The following is a 20,835-nucleotide window of genomic DNA, read 5'->3' as shown; positions in this document are numbered from 1 at the left end:
TTAGTATGTTATTTCAATCTTTTCGTACGCTTTTTCTATCTTAAAGACTACTTGCTTATCGTCATTTCTATTGGTAGTTCCTTTTCTTGTTTTTATCAGCTTATCTGCATCATCATAAAATTTGATGAAAGCCTCACTGCCTTTGGCTAAAGGCATGTTAATGGTAATAGGCTTATCGGTAGAAACTGAAAAGCCGCCTTCTTTGCTTTCTAAGGTAAGTGTAAAGGGCTCACCAGAGGAGACAATATCCCAACCCATGTTTTCATATTTCTCCATTCCTGAGAGAAATAGGAAATCTAATTTATTATCAATGTTTGATTGACGAGTGATTGAAAATAGACCTCTTTGGAAAAACGATCTTTCGGCAGCTACAGCATTTTCTGATGCATTTATTACTAATCTATCTACCGTTTTCTTATCGTTTAGCAATACATCAATTATTTGTGTGTTTGGGTATTTAGCTAGGGAAGAATAGCTAACATTTTCAATTGGGTTATCGCCGTTTTCAAAGTATGGATTAAACACTACCGCAAATGGATTTGACCAAGCAGCCTCATCTCTTTTTAGAATTAAAGTTGGCAGTGGTTCGTCTACAATTTCTGCCGGAGCAGTACCAGCACTAAGTGCATTTGATTTAGGGGAATTGACATCATATACCGTTTGGTTTGGACTGCCTTTGACCCATAGTCTCATCAAATTGTCTGGACTTTCATTGCTTTTTAAGCGAAAGAGTGCCTGAACATCTTCTGAGTAAGCTATCTTTTTCTTATCTGTGAAATAGTCATATCCTGTTAAATCGCCTTTTTTAGAACTTAAATCATCCGTTGTTGTCAAATTTAGAGGCTGGCTTTTTGAGTTAAATACTTCAAGCGATTGGCCGAGGTTATGATAGATGTATTCATGTTTTTGGGTGCCATCGTTTTGTTTCTTTGAACGAAATACATCGACAATATAGGGTTTCGCAGAATTGGACTTGATAATGGCGGTAAATCGCTGTTGGTCAGAAACAGTTTCTGGCTCAAAGAAAGAAACCTTGGAAAAGGTCAATTTATCAAAAGAAGGCGTTTCTCCTACTTGTGGATAGAAATTATCCAAGGTAAAAGGGTTATAAGTACGCATGGCAGCATAGTCAGACTTGCCATCTACCACCACGGTATTGTGAGCTGGAAACCTAGCATAAAAATCTCTATGATCTTCATGCCAATAACTTGGACCTTTGCCTAAGTCTGGTCCTAAAGCGTAATTATTAGCAAATAGCTCTAAAGAAATGCCATTGGCGTGAGCGTGATTACCAAAGGAGCCAACGGTCGATATCATGACTGCATCATCTCCCAAGCCCATCCTTTGGTTAAACATGCTGACATTTGGAGCATAAAAAGTAGGCGAGGTTAAGCTTGGTAACTCCTTCTTAGAAGAAGGCTTTAGCTCATCCACATAAAAGAATAGCTGGAAGTAATCTTTTGCTTCTCGAGTATATAATTTATCAGAAATCATTTGGTCCAATAAACTAGATATCAATGCCTCTTTCTCCGTACCATTATACTTTTGATAATTTGCTATTAGTAGCTCAAAGTTTTCAGGAGGAAGTATTTTATGATTAGCGTCTCCAAAACCTAGGGTATAGCCAGAGGGGAATAAATATTGAAATGAGGCCAATGCTGCCTTTTCAATGATAGGATAATTTAGGAATTCGTTTTGATTGGTGGCATTGTCTAGCAGTGTCATTATTCTCAAAAGCGTAGTAATTACATGAACAGAGTAGGAGGGTGATTCTGGCCAAATGCCAGTTTCGAAATCATACACCAATAGGGATTCTTTTATAGAGAGTTGTCTATCAGTGGAGGTAGTAAAAGTGTGATCTAAGAAATATTCTCTTCCTTTTCCATTTTTATAGTTTTTATTGCTCTCTAAAACCAAACCGATGTAAGTCAAAAAGCGAGCTTGGAAGAGATTCCAGTTATTGTCAGGTATTCCTTTTGTAATAATTTGGTCACCCCATTTTTGAAAAACTGCAATGGAATTATCCAGGTTGGTATTTTTGCTGATCAAGTAATCATGCATAAAATCATAGGTGGTAACTAATGAGACCACTATGCCTTCGTGTATGACTTCAAAAGTAGCAAGCCCTGAGATGTCATTTTGAGTAGAGTTTTCTAAGTCTATAGGAGCATCTCTGTAATGCATGCCATCCATGTAGGTTAGGAAAATTGGGGCTGCCAAGGCTGCATATTTTTGTTCCTTAGTTAGCCAATACAAGAAAGCGGCATCTTCAGCGATTTCCATAATCTGCTCATTGATTTTTTCAATGGCAAAGCCAGCTTTTGAAGGGTGAACCCATTCCTGCTTTTTAGTTTTTTTATGTTCTAGATACAAGCCTCTCGGGTCATCTAAATAAGGGATAACATCGGCTAGTTTTGGTCGATTATAATCGGTAGCCCAGTCTCTTGTGCCTGAGTACCTTACTGTAGGTACTGGTGCCGAGCCTTCAGAATGGGAAAAATTACCACCTTTTAAATAGACTTTGTCATGTTTGGTTTTCCAGTTCATTTGTAATCTAGAAACCAACCATTGTGGGTCTTTTTCTATTAAACCTAGGTATTTCTCTAGGTTCTCTTTTTTCTTTTTTACCAATTCATTTTTCCATTCAACCTGCTCTAATGTTTTAAGAAAATGGGCCTTAGAAGCATTATTGATATAAATTCTAGGGTGCTCGGTGCTTTGTGCTATTGATGCAGATACATTAAATAGCAAACTTAAAGTGATTAATAAATACCTTTTTGACATGTTATACTTTTCTAAGGTTTGGTGTTGATTGTTATTTAATAACTATTTGGTCTATTTGAATGGCAAAACCATTATTACTACGCACGACCAATTCTAGTTTTGAGTCGGCTGTGACTTTTAACTCTTCAATTTTTACATGGGTTCGGGTGTTTACTGCTGGGTCATCTGTGTAAATTGTTGCAGTATATTTCTGGCCTTTCTCCAGAAAGGAGAAATCTAAAGTTACTTTACGCTCTTCTGTACCATTAATACCACCAACAAACCATTGCCTGCCCTTTTTTCTTGCTATCACGCCTATAGCTCCTATTTCTCCAATAAGTACCTTTGTCTCATCCCAAGTAGTGGGCACAGCATCAAAAAAAGCTAATTCTGGTTCGACACCGATATGTCTACTGTCTCCCCATAAACCATCTGTTTTTTCAGGCGAATCTAAAGGCTTGTCGTACCAGTATAAAAACTGTAAGGGGCTAAATAAACAGACGGTTTTAGCTAATTGTGAGGCTCTAGAGCCCATTTTGTCTACTCTATTGTTGTAATAGCAAACGGTGTTATCAGCGGCACCAGCAAGCATCCGAGTAAACATGGAGATTAATGTGTGTTCATTAGTTACACTAGTTTCATCACCCGCTATTCCTTCTTGGGTAAGTAAATTAGGGTACGTTCGTGAAAAACCTGTAGGCCTGTATTCGTCATGAACGTCCACTATCATTTCATATTCAGCGGCTTTTTTTATGGCTTCATGTAACCAGCTTGTGGCGTTTTGGTCGCCTATTCTTACAAACCCAAACTTTATTCCTGAAACACCCCATTTTTTAAAAAGTGGTAAGACTTCATCCAACTGTTTTTCAAGTGCTCTCCGATTCACATACAGAATTACTTTTATGTCTTTGCTATCTGCATATTTACAGATAGATTCAATGTCAAAAGGTCCTTTAGTTCGTTTTGGGTCTGGCGTAATGGTGGTAGCATCTGAGTTGTCATACATTTCATTTCCGTACCAGCCAGCATCAAACAATACATATTGCATATTATGCTCTGCTACAAAATTTATAGCGGCATAACCACCTTCTGTAGTCAGCGTTGTTTCTCTTAAAACTTTCCCCGGAGTAATCCATGACTCATCTTTGATTTTAGAAGGGTCGTTTAAGTTTTGAATGACGTAATTATTTTCTAAAAGTTCGCCTTCAGTTTGAGCTATCATAATTACTCGCCATGGAGACTGGAAGGGTAGTTGCTTATAGACTTTAGCCCCTTTTTTTAAATTCTCTGATATTATGGCACCTGTTATGGTGTCTTGTTTTTGTGTTTCCATTTCCCCATCAAGAGTAGACAAAATACTAAAGGCGGAGGTGTTTCCTTTGGTGTAACTAAGCCGAGCATAATTTATAAGTTTAGCTTCTGCTAATGCCACTTTTAGTTTTTCACCCATATCTATTAAAAGTGGTCGCTCACAGCCTTCTTCTAGCTGGCTTAAAGGTATTTTTTTGTATTCCCCTTGTGCTGTCAGGACTCCTTTTTCACGTTTGGGTGTAGACCAAACTGGATAGTCTTCTTTGAAATTATAGGAGATTTTTTCTTCAAGTCCGATTTCTGAAACACCAGTTTGCTCTGGAATCTCATAGGAGAATGCTATCCCTTCATTATAAGCTCTGCAAATAAGGTTTACATGAGCTTTTCCTTTTTTTAGATAAACCTTTATTTGATTATAGTTGTCGGGAATGGTATTCAATTCAGCGAAAGTAGAACTCCACTCTTGGCGAATAGAAACCTTTTCTGTTTTAAGAATAGAAAGCTTCCCCTTGAAGTCTAACTCTTTCGAAATTAGGGTTAAATCGGATGGTAAGACAAGTTCTTGTTTATTATTTAAGATAGAAAAGTGGATGTTATTTTCATCTTTTAAGCTTATTAGCTTAAAAGTTTTACTACCGTCAGGAGAGCTTACTTGAATGTAATCCGGCCTTTGTATTCCTGAAACCAATGACAGAAATAGGCTAATACCAAGACCATATATTTTTAATAAATTACTCATTCTTTAATCTTTTATTGATTCTAAGGTAATGGTTTGATATTCTGTCGCTGGTACTTTGAAAGAGATATAAGCTTTTCCGTCTATTATGGCTCTGCTTCCGTTTAGTGGTTTCATGCCAATATTTAATAATGGTTTTCCTTCCGATAGGATATCAGGGAAGGTTAGTAGAATGGCTTCATCGCAGCTGAGCATCATTTCATTTCCAAAAACGAAAGCTGCGGAGCCTGATTTCTTTCCAAGAATTTCTATAGAATAGCCGTCTTTTGAAATTCTTTTTCCTGCTCCTAGAAAGAGGGTAGTAGTTGAATTTTCTGTACTGGACAGAGCGTAGGTTCCTTCAAAAGAGATTCCATCATGACTATAAATGTCATGTTTATCAGAGGAGAAAACATAATCCGTTCTATGGTCTAAACTTTCTATTTTTAAACCAACAAAAGAGCTCTCATTATTACCCGATTTAAAGTTTTCAACGCTTCTTATTGTTGCCGGCTCATTTTCAGAAGATGGCTCGTAAACTGTTACAAAGGGCTTAGTCCATGCTTCTCCGTATTGCCTGACGATGGTGGTTAGAAGTGGGTCTTTAACTATTTCATCAGGAATTACATTATGTCTAAATGCCTCCGATGGTGGGGTTGATACTTTAAATATTTCTCGGTTCTGATTTCCTTGAACCCACATATTCATCTTGACTTGTTCTTGTCCGCTTAGGTTAAGGCTATAGGTAGCTTTGAATGGCTTGTCAAATGCAGTAGAGCGTTCTTCATTTAGATAATCGTATGCTTTGATGTTACCTTCCTTAGACGTGAGTTTTGAACTACTTTCTAAAACTATACTTTGATTATCAATAGTGGTGAATTCTAGTTCTTGTCCAAGATTATGATAAAAATAATCGTGGTATTTATCAGCACCTTCTTTCTGTCTCGACCTAAAAATGTCAATGTAATAACCAGTGCTTTCGCCAGTTCTCACAATACTCATAACACGATTTTGGTCAGCATTGGTACTGGGTTCATGAAAATACAGATCAGAGAAGTTAATATTGGGATAAAAGCCCGTCTTTCTTTCAGAGGAAGGGTATAAGGAGTTGACTTCAAATGCATAATAACTCCGCATCTTATTATATTCCGATTTCCCATTAACAGACACGGTATTATGTGCTGGGAATTGAGAATAGTATTCTCTATAATCCGATTGGAAATAACTAGAACCTCTTCCGCCTTCTGGACCTAAGATGAATCCTTTGCCATAAAGCTCCATGGCTATGCCATTTGAATGTGCGTGGTTGCCTAGTGAACCAACTTGTGAAACCATTAAACCATGTTTTTTGTCAAAGCCATTTCGCATGGCTATCCAACTTACGTTTGGAGCATAAAATGAACTTGTGATATAATCTTCGGGCTTTGCGGGTAAAATGTTAGCATCTAATGCTACTTTGGAATCATACAAAAACTCGTTAAAGGCATTTTTGCTTTTACCATGTTCTTGGCTCTTACCTTCAAGCATATAAATAAGAGAAGTGAATTCATCTTCCTGCTCACGGTTTTTAAATTGCTGGGCATTGCTCACTAAGTCTAAAAAGGCTTCGGTTTCCAGTGGTCCATAATGTGAGTCGCCAAAGGCAACAATCGATTTATTTGGGTACAAATACTGCGGCATTATCGCGACTGCTTTGGGCAAAATGGGCATGTAAGGTAATATGTTTATTGACAATGCCTCTTGAATTGTTCTTGCCAAATGTGTATAGCCTTTAGCCACACTGATAGCATAACCAGCACTCTCATTCCAAATGCCATTTTCTTGGTCGTAACCAGAAGCCAAAACGTCTTTAACAGACCATTGTCTGGCTTCGGTTTCATTAAAAACCCGATTCAGATAATATTGACATCCTTTACCATCAGAATAAGCACTGTTATCATCAAGAACCAAGGCTAATTGAATCACAAAATTGGCCTGGTGTAGGTTCCAGTTATTATCTGGAACACCATTTTTTATGATAATTTCGGCTAGCTTTTTTAGGGAAGAAGTGTAAACAGGAATTTGCTCTTTTTTGTTTTTTTGAAGGTAATCGTAAAGGAAATCATAGGTTTCAGCCAATTCGTCCACGATATTTTCCTTAATCACTTGAAAAGAGGTGATGCCTATAATGTTTTGGATATTACTTTTTTGTAGATCTATAGGTTCATTTCTATAATACAAACCTTGCATATAAACATCAAAAAGATGTGTGGCTAATTTGGCATAAGCTTCATCACCTTCAATAAAATAGACCAATGCGGCATCACGAGCTATACCCAGAATATTCTCATTGGTATTTTCAATAATGCGGCCTGTTTTTGACGGAGGTATCCAGTCCCATTTGCCTGTTTCTTTATGTTGAACATACATACCTCGCTCATCTTCCAGATAAGGCTGTGTTTCTTCTAATGAAGGCGTTTTATAGTCTGTCACATAGTCTCGCTGCCCTGTAAATCGGACAGTTGGGACTGGTGCATAGCCTGTGGCGTGCGAATAAAACGCTCCATCTACATAAACCTCCTTAGCATGAGTTTTCCAATGCATCTGCATACGAGATGATAGCCATTCTGGGTCGGTTTTATATTGGATGACGTATTTAGAGATTTTACTTTTTATACCTTCGTAAGATTCTTTAATCTCAGAAGAGCTTTCTAATTGTTTACGAATATCCGCTTTGTTCCGTTTTGATGAAATTAACCTCGGGTGATTCCGCCCAATGCTCTCTGGAAAAATAAACTGAGCCTTTGAGGTTTGCTTTAAAAACAAACTTAAACATACAAGTAGTAGTAATCTCATTTTTTATTCCGTTTCACGTACCCAAACATGGCTTCCAGCCAACAAGTCTTTGTATTCGGCTTCAAATTCCTTTTTAATTTTTTTGAAAACTTTAGGCTCTTTGCTTGACAAATCTTCAGATTCTGCAAAATCACTTTTTAAATTAAACAGTACAAAATCTGTTAACAGGGCAGCTTTGACAAAGTCAATGTTGCCATCATATAAGTTGTGGATATGAGGTAACTCCTCATTTTTCGCGACCAAACGAGCCATAATTTTATAGTCGCCACTTCGCATGGCTACTCTATGTTCGTTTATGGCGTCATAGAATGCCCATATCAAAGGTTTACTTCTCTTAAATTTGCCTTTATCCAAAAGCGACTTAAATGACTCCCCGTCTAATTTATTTTCAGGCAATTTGGCTCCTGCCAATTCACAAAATGTAGGTAAGAAGTCTAAAGAAGAAACTACGGCATCTGAAGTGCCGGTATAAGTTTCTTTGCCAATCCACTTCATTACTGCAGGCACTCTAATGCCAGCTTCGCTGGTCCATAGTTTTCGGCCTTTAAGACCAGCAGTAATTCCGTAATTCTTTTTTGCACCTGGGTATCTGTGCAAAGTTTCTGGCCCATTATCAGAACTGAAGACTATTAAGGTATTGTCAATGTTGTTTTTTTCTAGATAAGCAAGCAAACGGCCAACAGCAATATCTACATTCTCTACATTGGCAAAATATTCTGCCTCTTCTCTAATGTCGGTGTATTGAAGGTATTTTTGAACCAAGTTTTCAGGCGACATTACTGGCTCATGTGGTTCATGAAAGGCCACTTCTAAGAAAAAAGGATTGTTGTTCTCTTTCTTTTCTAGCCAATCTATGGCCTCATCAACTATTATTTGGCTACTAAATCCTATTATCTCACCGACCTCTTCTCCATTTCGTACAAAGTTTTTAGGGTTTTTATGGCTCGGACCGGCATTATTATGTGTTGCCATCCAATGGTCAAAACCAAAATGGTCAGGTTTTGGCTGGGCATCCGAATTGAACTTTGAGCTTCCGTGCCATTTACCGACCAAACAAGTGGCATATCCTACTGTTTTGAGCAAAGCTGGTATGGTTTGCTCATGGGCTTGCAAGTGCACCAGATCTCTGATATCCTCACTTTTGTTTGGTGCTGGAATAAAGTCATAAATGCCTGCACGGTTTGGGCTTCTTCCTGTCAATAAACCAACACGAGAAGGAGAGCACACGGGTGCTGCGGAATAGAAATTAGTAAGCTTTATTCCTGTAGCTCCAAGTTTATCTAGGTTTGGGGTTTCTATAAAAGGATGTCCGAATGAGGATAAATCACCATAGCCCAAATCATCGCAAAGCAATACTATAATATTAGGTTTCTTGGCAGCCGAGTGTGGCTCTTCTGATAAGGTAGTTTCTGTTGAATTAAATGAGAAACTAATAAGAATACCTATGAATAAAAAATATTTAATTACGCTTATGTTCATTTTTCTATAATTGTTAATAGGGTTAAAAAGTAACAAATAAATATCGGTTGGCTCACAATGGAATTTCCTTTGTATACCTCTTATGAATCATAACTGCCCCTATTTCTTTAAAATAATGACTTCTAACTCTTCCAAGGTTTTCCCTTTGGTTTCTGGCATCATAAAAGCTACAAAAATCAATTGCAAAACCATAGTACCCGCAAAAACTAAGAAAACGACACCGGCACCAATGTTAGGATGATTGAATAAATAGGGTATTGAAGAAGGTATTATGGCAGCCAAAATCCAGTGTGTGGAACTTCCAAACGCTTGTCCAGAAGCTCTTAGGTGGTTCGGGAAAATCTCAGATATAAATACCCAAATTACGGCTCCTTGACCTACGGCATGTGCGGCAATAAACAAAAACAAGAAAATTGGCACTGCCATGCCTGTCCAGCCCAAGAAGAACGCAGCTGAAACAAGGCTTAAGGATATAATGTATCCTGCAGAACCGATATACATGAGCGTCTTTCTGCCGAGTTTATCAATTAGAAATACGCCTAAAAGGGTAAAAATCAAGTTTGTGATACCAATTCCTACGCTGCTTAAAAGTGCAGTGCTTTCACCTAAGCCTGCTTCTTCAAAAATCCGTGGAGCATAATATAGAAAGGCATTTATTCCAGATAACTGATTGAAAAAAGCAATGAGAAAAGCCAAGGTCAATGGAAACCTATATTTCTTTAAGAAAATGTTTTCTGTGTGATCACTTTTATCCGAATGAGCATTTAACTCTTTCACGAGCAGATCTATGTCCGCATCGGGTTCTATGAGTTTTAAAACTTCTCTTGCTTCAGCTTCTCTACCTTTTGACAATAACCATCTTGGGCTTTTGGGTACCTTCAGTGTAAAAAGTACATATAATAGGGCAGGAATGGCTTCAACACCCAGCATCCATCGCCAAGCATTTTCACCCAAATTGCTTAAGAGGTAGTTCGACAAAAAAGCAATCATGATTCCGAATACGATGTTGAATTGATACATGGCCACCAAACGTCCTCTATTTTTTGCAGGGGCTATTTCAGAAATATAAGCTGGTGCCGCAATGGTGGAAGCACCTACACCCAAACCACCAATAAAACGGGCAAAGGCAAATACGTAAGGGTCATTTGCGAATGCGGAGGCGATAGCGGAAACTGCAAATAAAATTCCGATGACAATGAGGGTGTTTTTACGACCATATTTGTTGGTCGGAAAGCCACCAAAAATGGCTCCAACCACAGTTCCCCAAAGTGCCATTCCCATAACTACCCATCCATGAAAAGAATCCGAAGATTGCCATAAGGTTTGTAGTTTTTTGTCGGCTCCAGAAATAACGACGACGTCAAATCCGAATAAGAACCCTGCTAGGGCGGCAGTAATTGACCACAGTAAAATTTTTCTATTCATTTTATACTTTTAGGGTTACGAGCATTAGTAAATACTCGTTTTGTCTCGATTCAATATTTCAATTCTTTTTTTGACTTGTTTTAAATAGCCCATTTGTAACGCAAAAAACTAGTGTTTTCTGTGAAATTTTGAGGCTATTCATTCGACTTCAACCTTGAAAATATTTTACGATATTTTGAAATATTTATATTGTTACAATATTAAAAACAATTGCTTTTGAGCAGTATAAAACATGATTCAAAGCGTATAAAATATAGTTCTTTTAAGGGTAAAGACTTATAGAACACTAGTTTTAGTAGATTAATATGCATGAATTGATAGTGTCAATCGGCTTGGATTGTAAGCTTAAAGCTCCTTTTTATGAAAAATGAGCATGAAATGATTAATATGACATCATAATTTAAATGGGTTAAGGTCATTGTTTGTTAATCTTGTGATGTAATTAAACAATCCTATCGATACGATGATAATAAGCGTTAAAAGCATCATGATTTCATTTCTTTTCTTAAGCCTAAAATCAGTAGCATTTTCATATGACACAGGTATAACTACAAAGAATTTAAAGTCGCCAGATGGTAAAATATTGGTTAGCATTGATAATCAGTCGAGCGGGTTTTATTACGCGATAAATGTGAACGGGAAATCGATGGTTTCGAAATCTGAAATGTCAATTTTCCCAGATACGGAGGTCAAGATTTTAGAGACTTCTGAGGCAAGGGTGCATGAAAATTGGCGTCCAGTCTGGGGTCAGTTTAGCGAAATTGAAAATAATTATCATGAATTAGAAGTTTCACTGCTTTGTGAAAAAATACCCGTTAAACTTTACATTAGAGTGTATAATGGTGGCGTGGCATTTCGGTATATCGTTGAGGATATTGCATATAGTTTAAAGCCACAGTTTTTTATGGAATATGGATTGTCTAAAACGAGCCATCTTTATTCACCTGCAGGAGAGCGTAAACCCATAGGTCCCATTGGTCTATCTACCTCGCCAGATTCCTTAAGCAAAGCAAAGTTATTGATGCCATTGCTGGTTGAGGCTAAAAATGAATATTTTATTGCTTTGCTTGAGTCGGACTTGGCAAGTGCTCCAGGCTTTAACGTGATTGATTTTAAATTTGATAAACGGAGAGATAAGCTAATCGGGAAGAATGATTTTGTCGAGCAAGAGGGTAGTTTAGTCACTCCCTGGAGACTTATTTTGATGGAGAAAAATATAGGCGACTTAGTGACCAATACCATACCCCTTAATGTGGCCGCAGCAAATAAAATTGAAGACCCTTCTTGGATTAAACCTGGTAAAACGCTTTGGGACTGGCGAGTACATGGCTACAAAACGGCTGACGGTTTTACGTATGGTATAAACAATGCCAGCTATTATCGATTCATTGATTTTGCGGCTAAAAATAAAATCGAGTATTTCTTAATAGACGATTCTTGGTACACAGATGTCAAGAAAGGGCATATAGAAATGTCTGATAAACTGGATTTGGAAAAAGTGTCTGCATATGCGAAAGAGAAAGGTGTTTCTTTGATTTTGTATTACGATAGGCACAAGGGCATATATGGTGATGAGGAGCTTTTTCCATACTATAGATCGCTAGGAATGAGTGGTATTAAATATGGCTTTATGGGAAAGAATGTATCGTTTTCAAGAGAAGCTATTCGTTTAAGTGCTGAAAGTAAAATGCTTATAGATTTTCATGATAATCCGGTACCCTTTACAGGTATGACCAGAACTTACCCTAATGCTATTTCCAGAGAGTATTGTCATGCACAGCAAGACTCAAGACGTGCTTTTACGCCTGAAGCATTTATCAGAATGGCCCTAATCAATGCTTTGCAAGGCCCATTAGATATGAATAATGGCATTTTTGATATAAGGGGAGTGAATGCTGGTAAAAGAGAGAAAGGCCCTAAGGAATTAAATTCTCTGATTACTACCGTTACTGCCGAAGTGGCCCGAACATTAATTATTTTTAGTGGCCTTGTTTGTATTCCTGATGCTCCAGAGGCCTACACCGAAAAGTTAGATTTATTCGAGTTTATTCAAAAAATGCCAGTAGGACAATGGGATGAGAGTAAAGTCATGCATGCTAAAATGGACGAATATATATCAACAGCCAGAAGGCATGGAGACGAATGGTTTATTGGCTCGGTGCATAGTAAAGGAGGAGGTTTAGATTTAAATCTGGACTTTTTAAAGGATGGGCAAGATTACTTGGTCACTTATTATGAAGACACCGAAAAAACAGACAGTAGGACAAATCCAGAGGCGTATCAAATACGAAAGGGGACTGTTAAAAAAGGAGATGTCATTCATACAAAAATGGTAGCTGGTGGAGGACACTGCATGTGGATTAGACCAAGTAATTAGTATTAAAATCTAAAGAATGAAAGGAATAAGATTATTGGCCCTATTGTTTGGCATTTTCGGCATAAGCGAAAGTGCGAATGCTCAAGAAGGCAGACCGACAACACCAAAAACGAAAAGCACCAATCTGAAATTTCAGTACGTAGAAATAAGTGGTATTGGCAGTGATTTACGCTACAACCGAAGAGATAACAGCGACATTATAAAAGTTGGCGATACCTATTATATTTGGTACACACGTATGGATAGTCCAGTAACTTCTGGCTATTGGGGTACCATTTGGTATGCGACCTCTTCAGACGAAGGTTTCATTTGGGAAGAACAAGGTATGGCACTGAATGTTGGAGAAAAAGGTGCCTTTGATAGTCATTCTGTTTTTACCCCGAATGTTTTGGAGCAAAATGGCAAATATTATTTGTATTACACTGCTGTAAAACCTACCGAAGGAAATGTCAATAATGAATTTGAAGCGAATTCAAACAATGACTTCACAGCCATAGGTTTGGCTGTTTCTGATAACCCAAATGGTCCTTTTATTCGAGCAAAGCAAAATCCAGTTTTAACTATTTCTGATACAGCAGCAGATTTTGACAGTTATAGGGTGGACGATGCTAGTTTATTGGTTCGCGACGGTAAAATATGGATGTATTACAAAGGCAGGTCTGCCAGTCATGGAGAAAAAGGGCCTGGACTAACACAGATGGGTGTAGCCTTGGCAGTCAAACCAGAAGGTCCGTTTAATAAAAATCCCAAACCCGTTTTAGACAAAAGCCATGAAGTCCTTATTTGGAGTCAAGACGCAGGCGTGCTATCCTTGGCTTCTTTTAGTCAGCGTATTTATTTAGCTGCCGATGGATTTAGTTTTAAGCCTCTTTTTAATAATCTGGTGGACATTCCTAAAGCACCTGGTTTATATCGGCCAAGTCTAACAGATAGTTCTAAAAGTGATGATTTTGGTAATTGGGGAATTGCCATGGTTCAAAAAAACAAACAGACTTATTTAATCCGATTTGAAATGAAAAATGAGTAGTGTCTATGAAAAATATTAAAACAAGTTTAACCGCTTTTCTACTCATATTTATCTTGTTTTCTTTTAAGGGAGAATTTAGAAATCAAGTGGAGGAAAAAAAGCCCAATATTGTCCTTATCGTAGTAGACGATTTGGGATATTCTGATTTGGGTTATAGGAAGGAAAAGAAAGGAATTCAAACACCTAATATCGACATGTTGGTAAATAATGGAATGATGTTTACAGACGCTTATGCGGCTGCACCCGTGTGCTCTCCTACGCGTGCCAGTCTTATGACAGGAAAATCACCAGCGGCTTTAAAGCTAACCTGCCATATTCCTGGGGTTACAATGGAAAAGTATTTGACCAATTCAAACAAAGGAAATAAGTTAAAGGAGGCTTATTTTATGGACCATTTACCTCATGAAGAGATTACCATTGCCGAAGCTTTGAAAAATCAAGGATATACCACAGGCTATATTGGCAAATGGCATTTAGGGGGTGACGGCTCTATTTATACCCAAGATGGCATCGTAAATCAGGAGTACTTGCCAAATGCTCAAGGGTTTGATGTTAATATAGGCGGCTGTGCTTACGGTCAGCCTTTTAGTTATTTTTCTCCATATAAAAATGGCACTATAAAAGATGGTCCAGAAGGCGAATACCTTACCGACCGATTAGGTGAGGAATCGATGACTTTCATGGAAGAAAATAAAAATAAGCCCTTCTTTTTGAATTTTTCAACCTACACTGTTCATACCCCTTTGGCAGCTCCAAAAGAAAGCCTAGAGAAATATGGAGGCAATAAGTATTTCGCAATGATAGAAAAGCTTGACCAAAATGTTGGGAAGCTAATGGACAAATTAAAGGAGCTAAATCTGCTTGAAAACACGATTGTTATTTTCTATTCTGACAATGGTGGTCTTTGGGGAAATACTCCGCTAAAAGGATTGAAAGGTACCCTTCATGAAGGAGGAATCCGTGTTCCAATGATTGTCAATTGGGCTGGGAAAGTGAAAGCATCTACGATCAGTGATACCCCTGTTACGAGTGTCGATTTTTTTCCTACCATCCTGGAGTTAGCCGGAGGTTCACCTTCAGATTATGCTCACTTAGAGGGACAAAGTCTGTTGCCCTTATTTTACGGCCAAAATACATTTCCGGAAAGGTCACTTTATTGGCACTTTCCACACCATAGAAAAGAGGGACTCTCCATGGGAGCTGCCATTAGAAAGGGTAAATGGAAATACATATACCAATTTGAAACCGAAGAAGCGTTTATTTACGACTTAGAAAATGACCTAGGAGAACAGACAAATTTAGTACTAGAATATCCTGCGAAGGTGAAAGAACTATCTTCTGAATTAAAACAGTGGCAAAAGAAAGTTAATGCACAGATGCCAGAATTGAATAATTAGAAAATCGGCTTCTGAGCGAATTTTAAGACGCCGTTTTGGCCCCTTTTTCTGCCTGTTCTATGTACTGACTAGGCGTAAGTTTAAATAACTCACGGAAGGTTTTACTAAAGTATGCCGTTGAGTTAAACCCTGCCATGTAGGTGATTTCTTTGATGGAATACTCATTTTTTAGCAATAAATCAGAGGCGTATCGAAGGCGGATCGTTCTGATAAAATAGCTCGGGTTATTTCCGGTAAGTGCATTTATTTTTCTGTAAAATTGAGAACGCCCCAAATGCATATCTTTCAACAGATCCTCTTGTTTAAAATCAAGGTCACTAATGTTTTTCATAACTATCCGTGTTGCCTTATCTAAAAAGGCCTCGTCTAAATTATTAGTGGTGACCTCTCTGGAAGGGAAAACGCCTCCTATTTCAGAGAATCGCTCTCGCAATCTATTTTTTGCAACCAATAAATTATTTATTCGCGATCTCAAAACATTTATCGAGAAGGGTTTTGAAAGGTAACCGTCGGCTCCATTTTCATAACCTTCAATGCGATCTTCTTCTAATGTTCTGGCTGTTAATAATATGATTGGAATGTGAGATGTCTCTAAATCAGTTTTCATCAATTTACACATCTCAAAACCATCCATTTTAGGCATCATGACATCCGAGATGACTACATCTGGGTGATATTTTTCAATCATTTTCAAGCCTTCTTCGCCATTGACAGCCTCCCTAATTCTGTAAGAACCTTTTAAGTCATTCGTCAAATGTACCCTAAGCTCTTTATTGTCTTCCACGATGAGGACAATCGGTAAATTTTTATCGCTTATTAGTTTCGTATTCGGGTCATCGCTGTTGTCAGACGTGGTGTCGTTTGATATTAACATATCATACTCTACGGCTCTCATAGAATTTATGAGATACTCATTTTTGATATTTTCTACTGTTTTTGGTTTGGATTTAACATCTAAAGGAAGTTTTACAGTAAATTTTGTGCCTTTTTTATGTTTGCTGTCTATGGATATTTCGCCACCATGAAGTTCTACTAATCCCTTTGTGAAATTTAGTCCAATACCCGTTCCTGATTTTGTTTTGTCGATACTATAAAAACGTGAAAATATGTTTTTCTGCTGGTCTATGTCCAATCCAATACCAGTGTCTTCCACAGTTAATAGGATGTAATCTGACATTTCTTTCTTTTTAAAAGAAGGAAATTTAGAAGTACGATTTGGAAGCTTATGCTTTTCTACAGATACCGAAATTGTACCTTCACTGTTAGTGAATTTTATCGCATTTGAAATTAAATTCGTAATGATTTTTTCTACTTTATCAAAGTCAAAAAGGCAGTTGATACTCGCTGGATTACTTTTAAATGTATAGTGGATGTCTTTTTTTAATGCTAAGTCTTTAAACAGTGAAAATATATCCTGACTAAACTTCACGATATCTCCTTTTTCTAATTGCATGGGAGACATGCCTACATCCATTTTTCTGTAATCCAATAATTGATTAACTAAGTGCATTAACCGTCTGGCACTTCTTTGTATAGAGGTTGCGGAGGCTTTTATAGCTTGGGGGTCGTTACCAAAATTAGATAATATTTTATTTACAGGATTTAAAATAAGGGTTAGTGGCGTTCTAAACTCGTGAGATACATTCACAAAAAACTCAAGTTGTTTTTGGTCTAATTCACGCTGCTGGCCTTCTCTTACTTTAAGTGTATAGTAGTGCATTATCGCCCACAATAGGAGTGAACCTATAATAGCATAAAACAGATAAGCCCACCAAGTTCGCCAGATTGGCGGAGTGATTTCAATATTTAGATAGGCGGTTTCGGCCGATTCCCAGTCTCCTGTGGTCGTGGCTTTTACTTCAAAAGTATAATCCCCAAATTCTAAATTAGAAAGATTGACAACTCTGTTGGAACCCAAATTTATAAATTCATTATCCAGCCCTTTCATTCTATAGGCATACTTGACTTGCTCAGAGTTATCAAAATGTAGGGCCACAAATTCTAAGGAAATGTAATTTTCATTATAGTTTAGGGTAAGGTCTTTAGTTTTCGATATTCCTTTATTTAAAAGGATACGACCATTTATAGTATCACCAGCAGAAACGGTTTTATTATTTAGTTTAAATTTTGTTATCTGCGGGTATACCGTGTCCGTGGTCGAAGTTTTAATGTCGTTGGGATGGAAAATATTAAATCCATTTATACCTCCAATGATGATACGTCCATCGCTAGTTTTTTCAATAGATTTGCTTTGAAACTCAGGCCCCTGTATACCATCATGGACATTAAAGTTTTTGAAATTATCTGTTTTGGGGTCTAGTAATGATAAGCCTCCTTTGGTGGTTATCCATAGCTTTTGGTTATTATCCTCTTTTATTCCTAAAACCAAGTTATTAGGCAAACCGTTTTTAGATGTGTAAGACTTCTCAAGTTTCAATTTAGGGTTTAGCTTATAAACACCATAGTCTGACCCTATCCAGATATTCCCTAAATCATCCTCGGTTACATAATTTATTCCGGCCCCTTCTAAATTATTTTCTTTGATAATTTTAAATGATATGTCCTTAGGAATATAAGCTTCTAGTTCATCTAATTCTACATAATTTAAGCCTAGCGATGTACCTATAAATAGACGGTTTTTAGAATCAATAAACGTACAGATTACCGAATTACTTACTAAGCTTTTCTCTTTTATATTGTTGTTTTTGTAGGTAGTAAAATGATTGGTTTTCGGGTCAAAAAGGCTGATGCCCTCAGTTCTTAAGCCAAACCATATCCGTTTTAGATTATCTTCGGTTCCTGTCCATACGGAACTTTGACCTATAGACTTCGGGTCGTTTAAATGATGTAAGAAAGTTTGAAAAGTATTGTTTTTCGGATTGAATTTGTTTACACCTCCGTCCAATGTACAAACCCATATGCTTTCGTCGCTACTTTCAAAGGTGTAGAGGATTCTATTGGAGCTCAATCCGTTGGGTTTACTTTGGTAATGTTTAAAAGATTTTGTTTCTTCATCAAATAGGTTGAGGCCACCGTTATAAGCACTGATCCATATTCTTCCTTTAGAGTCTTCTAAAACCGATTGTACTATCTTTTCATTCAATCCATTAGGGTTACTGGCTTGGTAGTAATAATGTCCAAAAGAATAATTGGTAGGGTCTAATTTGCTTACGCCTTTATCGTAGCTGCCTATCCAGTATATTCCTTTTTTGTCTTCGAATATTTTTGCGGGTTTGTTGTTGGGAAGCGAAAAAGGATCAGAAATATTACTTTCTATATGTTTTTGTAGCAGAACTTCGCCTTTATTTTTTTTAAATAAGTATAAACCAAATGCATCCGATGAAACCCAAAATAACCCATTATGATCTTGAAAAATGTCGTGAATGGGAATGGTTTTATTAACCAAAGAAACATGCTTAAACTCGTTTTCTTTTCTATTCCATAAAATTAGATTAGAGAGGTCATTTCCTATCCAAAAATCTCCATCAGCATCTATAAAAATCTTTTTGGGTTTGTGATTGAGTTCATAAGACTTTTGTTTCTGAATCAATATTCTGTCAAAATTATCTTTTGAGGGATTGTATCTATTTAAATGTTGGCCATTCGTTCCAATCCAAATCTTGTTGTCTTTGTCTTTTAAGATAACACTTACGTTATTGTCGTCTAAAGATTTGAGGTTGGTTTTGTCGTTTATATAGTATGCGTATTCATAGTTTTTGGCGTTAGCACTGTGATCTCCTAAATCAATTTTAATGATTCCATTATTAGTGGCTACCCAAAGTTTTTTAGTGATATCGTCAAAGAATAAGTCGTTTATGATTTTTTGAGTGCTATTGGCCAGTGATATTTGGCGGTAAAGATTTATTCGAGTGAAGGTATTGGTTTGCTTATTATATAAGTTCAATCCATTGTTGGTGCCTATCCATAAATTACCTTCACTGTCTTCTTCTATGGCATTAATTCTGTTATTACTTAAAGTTCTGGTGTTGTTTAATTCTGATCTAAAAACTTCGAATTCATGGCCATTGTATTTGTTCAAACCATCTATCGTTCCGAACCATAAAAAACCATCTTTGTCTTGAAATATTTCAAAGCATGTACTGCTTGAAAGGCCATTATAAGTATCTAAATTCTCAAACTTTAAATTATTGAATTGCCCAAAACAAATTATGCTTGGTAAAAAACAAAAAAGAAAAAAACACTTCCTTAAACTCATCTTATGCTCAGTTGAGTACTCTTAAAACATTTGATTGATAGTGATTTAATGAATGACTATAGCCCAAATCTACGCCTTAAAATCGAATGGTGTTTCACCTACTCGAAGCTAAGAGCCCTTTGAAAAACGTTAAAATCGGAATGTTTTAAAGAAAAAATTATAGGGTTAATTAATAAATACTTACTTAAAGATGGTGTTTAGTAACGAGAAGTCCTTCAAATTAAAAAAGATAAATCATCTTTGGGACGAATTGCGTTCAATAAGATTTGTATCCATAGTAATGGTTTCAGCAGTCAAAATACCGTCTTGTTTTTTCATGTTTTTAATTAACAATTCCGTAGCCTTAATTCCCATTTCAAAGCCGGGCTGGTCTATCGTAGTTAGGGTAGGGGTGATAACATTAGAAACGGGTTCATTGCTAAATCCTACAATGGCTACTTCTTCAGGAATTTTGACGCCCATGTTATTTAATAATTTTATGGCTCCAATAGCCACTTGATCATTGGCACAAAAAATACCGTCGAAGCTTACCTTTTTATCTAGAAGGTTTTTAACGAGGTCTTGACCATCACTTTCCATCAGTCGGGAGCTTATAACATTTTCCGCTCTAAAAGGGATGTTATTCTTAGATAATGCTTCTTTATAACCCCTTAAACGATTCTTGTATATTTCTAACTTTTCAGGGCCAGAAAAATGCACAATGTTTTTACAGCCTTTAGAAATTAAATGTTGGGTGGCGTCATAGCCTCCCTTGAAGTCGTTTATAATCACGTTGTTATTCCCCGCTATGTCACAATGTCTATCAAAAAGAACGTATGGCACACCTCGGCTCTTTAAGATTTGGAAATGGTCATAATTTGACGTTTCCATAGAAATGGAAATCAAAACACCATCCACCCTGTTGGCGACCAGGGTTTGTATAATAATTCCTTCCCTTTCTAGCTCTTCTAAAGATTGACAAATGATAACACTGTATCCTGCGTTATAGGCTGTTTCTTCTATACCCTGAATAACCGAAGAAAAAAAGTGTCTAGATATTCTAGGAACCACCACACCAATACTATTGGTAACGTTTTTTCGCAGGTTTGAGGCCAACAAGTTACGTTGATAGCCCATGCTTTGTGCCATTGCTAAGATCTTCTCTTTGGTCTTCTTTGTGACCCTAGGGCTGTCATTCAAAGCTCTGGAAACCGTAGAACTGTCAATGTTTAAACGCTTAGCAATGTCATGAATGGTAACCTTGTTTATTTCCATCTGAAATTGGATTGGTCTTTTAAGTATCAGGCAAAT

General features: G+C 37.1%; 10 protein-coding genes. 3 read left to right on the top strand and 7 right to left on the bottom strand.

Annotated elements, in window-relative coordinates; genetic code table 11:
- The 5 genes from ACTBZY_RS21140 to ACTBZY_RS21120 form a co-directional block, all read right to left on the bottom strand.
- On the bottom strand, positions 1-2,784 hold the full coding sequence (locus ACTBZY_RS21140) for a heparinase II/III domain-containing protein (RefSeq protein WP_463048378.1): 2,784 nt from the start codon (positions 2,782-2,784) through the stop codon (positions 1-3).
- Between the two features lie 31 nt (positions 2,785-2,815).
- Entirely contained in the window at positions 2,816-4,813 is a 1,998-nt protein-coding gene (locus ACTBZY_RS21135; protein WP_463048377.1) for a glycoside hydrolase family 97 protein, read from the bottom strand.
- Positions 4,814-4,816: 3 nt separating this feature from the next.
- On the bottom strand, positions 4,817-7,624 hold the full coding sequence (locus tag ACTBZY_RS21130; protein WP_463048376.1) for a heparinase II/III domain-containing protein: 2,808 nt from the start codon (positions 7,622-7,624) through the stop codon (positions 4,817-4,819).
- Between the two features lie 3 nt (positions 7,625-7,627).
- A complete protein-coding gene (locus tag ACTBZY_RS21125; protein ID WP_463048375.1) occupies positions 7,628-9,103 on the bottom strand; it encodes a sulfatase-like hydrolase/transferase in 1,476 nt (491 codons plus the stop codon).
- A 99-nt stretch (positions 9,104-9,202) separates the two neighbouring features.
- On the bottom strand, positions 9,203-10,528 hold the full coding sequence (locus tag ACTBZY_RS21120; RefSeq protein WP_463048374.1) for a sugar porter family MFS transporter: 1,326 nt from the start codon (positions 10,526-10,528) through the stop codon (positions 9,203-9,205).
- Positions 10,529-11,015: 487 nt separating this feature from the next.
- Here ACTBZY_RS21120 and ACTBZY_RS21115 point away from each other — a divergent pair, with 487 nt between their 5' ends.
- From ACTBZY_RS21115 to ACTBZY_RS21105, 3 genes are read left to right on the top strand one after another with little or no spacing between them, the layout of a single operon-like run.
- A complete protein-coding gene (locus ACTBZY_RS21115) occupies positions 11,016-12,905 on the top strand; it encodes a glycoside hydrolase family 97 protein (RefSeq protein ID WP_463048373.1) in 1,890 nt (629 codons plus the stop codon).
- A 16-nt stretch (positions 12,906-12,921) separates the two neighbouring features.
- Positions 12,922-13,932 carry a family 43 glycosylhydrolase gene (locus tag ACTBZY_RS21110; protein WP_463048372.1) on the top strand — a complete coding sequence of 337 codons (1,011 nt, stop codon included), beginning with the start codon at positions 12,922-12,924 and terminating at the stop codon, positions 13,930-13,932.
- 5 nt (positions 13,933-13,937) lie between these two features.
- Positions 13,938-15,329, top strand: a complete 1,392-nt coding sequence (locus ACTBZY_RS21105; protein ID WP_463048371.1) for a sulfatase — start codon at positions 13,938-13,940, stop codon at positions 15,327-15,329.
- A gap of 22 nt (positions 15,330-15,351) precedes the next feature.
- Here ACTBZY_RS21105 and ACTBZY_RS21100 read toward each other — a convergent pair whose 3' ends face one another.
- On the bottom strand, positions 15,352-19,545 hold the full coding sequence (locus tag ACTBZY_RS21100; RefSeq protein WP_463048370.1) for a hybrid sensor histidine kinase/response regulator transcription factor: 4,194 nt from the start codon (positions 19,543-19,545) through the stop codon (positions 15,352-15,354).
- A gap of 234 nt (positions 19,546-19,779) precedes the next feature.
- A complete protein-coding gene (locus ACTBZY_RS21095) occupies positions 19,780-20,799 on the bottom strand; it encodes a LacI family DNA-binding transcriptional regulator (protein WP_463048369.1) in 1,020 nt (339 codons plus the stop codon).
- Positions 20,800-20,835: the final 36 nt, after the last annotated feature.

It is taken from the genome of Arcticibacterium sp. (assembly GCF_055134445.1).
This window is presented reverse-complemented; position numbering and strand designations above follow the sequence as displayed.

Coding starts and splice junctions, on each gene's coding strand:
- ACTBZY_RS21125 (WP_463048375.1), bottom strand. CDS start 9,103: ATGAACATAAGCGTAATTAAATATTTTTTATTCATAGGTATTCTTATT.
- ACTBZY_RS21105 (WP_463048371.1), top strand. CDS start 13,938: ATGAAAAATATTAAAACAAGTTTAACCGCTTTTCTACTCATATTTATC.
- ACTBZY_RS21135 (WP_463048377.1), bottom strand. CDS start 4,813: ATGAGTAATTTATTAAAAATATATGGTCTTGGTATTAGCCTATTTCTG.
- ACTBZY_RS21130 (WP_463048376.1), bottom strand. CDS start 7,624: ATGAGATTACTACTACTTGTATGTTTAAGTTTGTTTTTAAAGCAAACC.
- ACTBZY_RS21140 (WP_463048378.1), bottom strand. CDS start 2,784: ATGTCAAAAAGGTATTTATTAATCACTTTAAGTTTGCTATTTAATGTA.
- ACTBZY_RS21095 (WP_463048369.1), bottom strand. CDS start 20,799: ATGGAAATAAACAAGGTTACCATTCATGACATTGCTAAGCGTTTAAAC.
- ACTBZY_RS21100 (WP_463048370.1), bottom strand. CDS start 19,545: ATGAGTTTAAGGAAGTGTTTTTTTCTTTTTTGTTTTTTACCAAGCATA.
- ACTBZY_RS21115 (WP_463048373.1), top strand. CDS start 11,016: ATGATTTCATTTCTTTTCTTAAGCCTAAAATCAGTAGCATTTTCATAT.
- ACTBZY_RS21110 (WP_463048372.1), top strand. CDS start 12,922: ATGAAAGGAATAAGATTATTGGCCCTATTGTTTGGCATTTTCGGCATA.
- ACTBZY_RS21120 (WP_463048374.1), bottom strand. CDS start 10,528: ATGAATAGAAAAATTTTACTGTGGTCAATTACTGCCGCCCTAGCAGGG.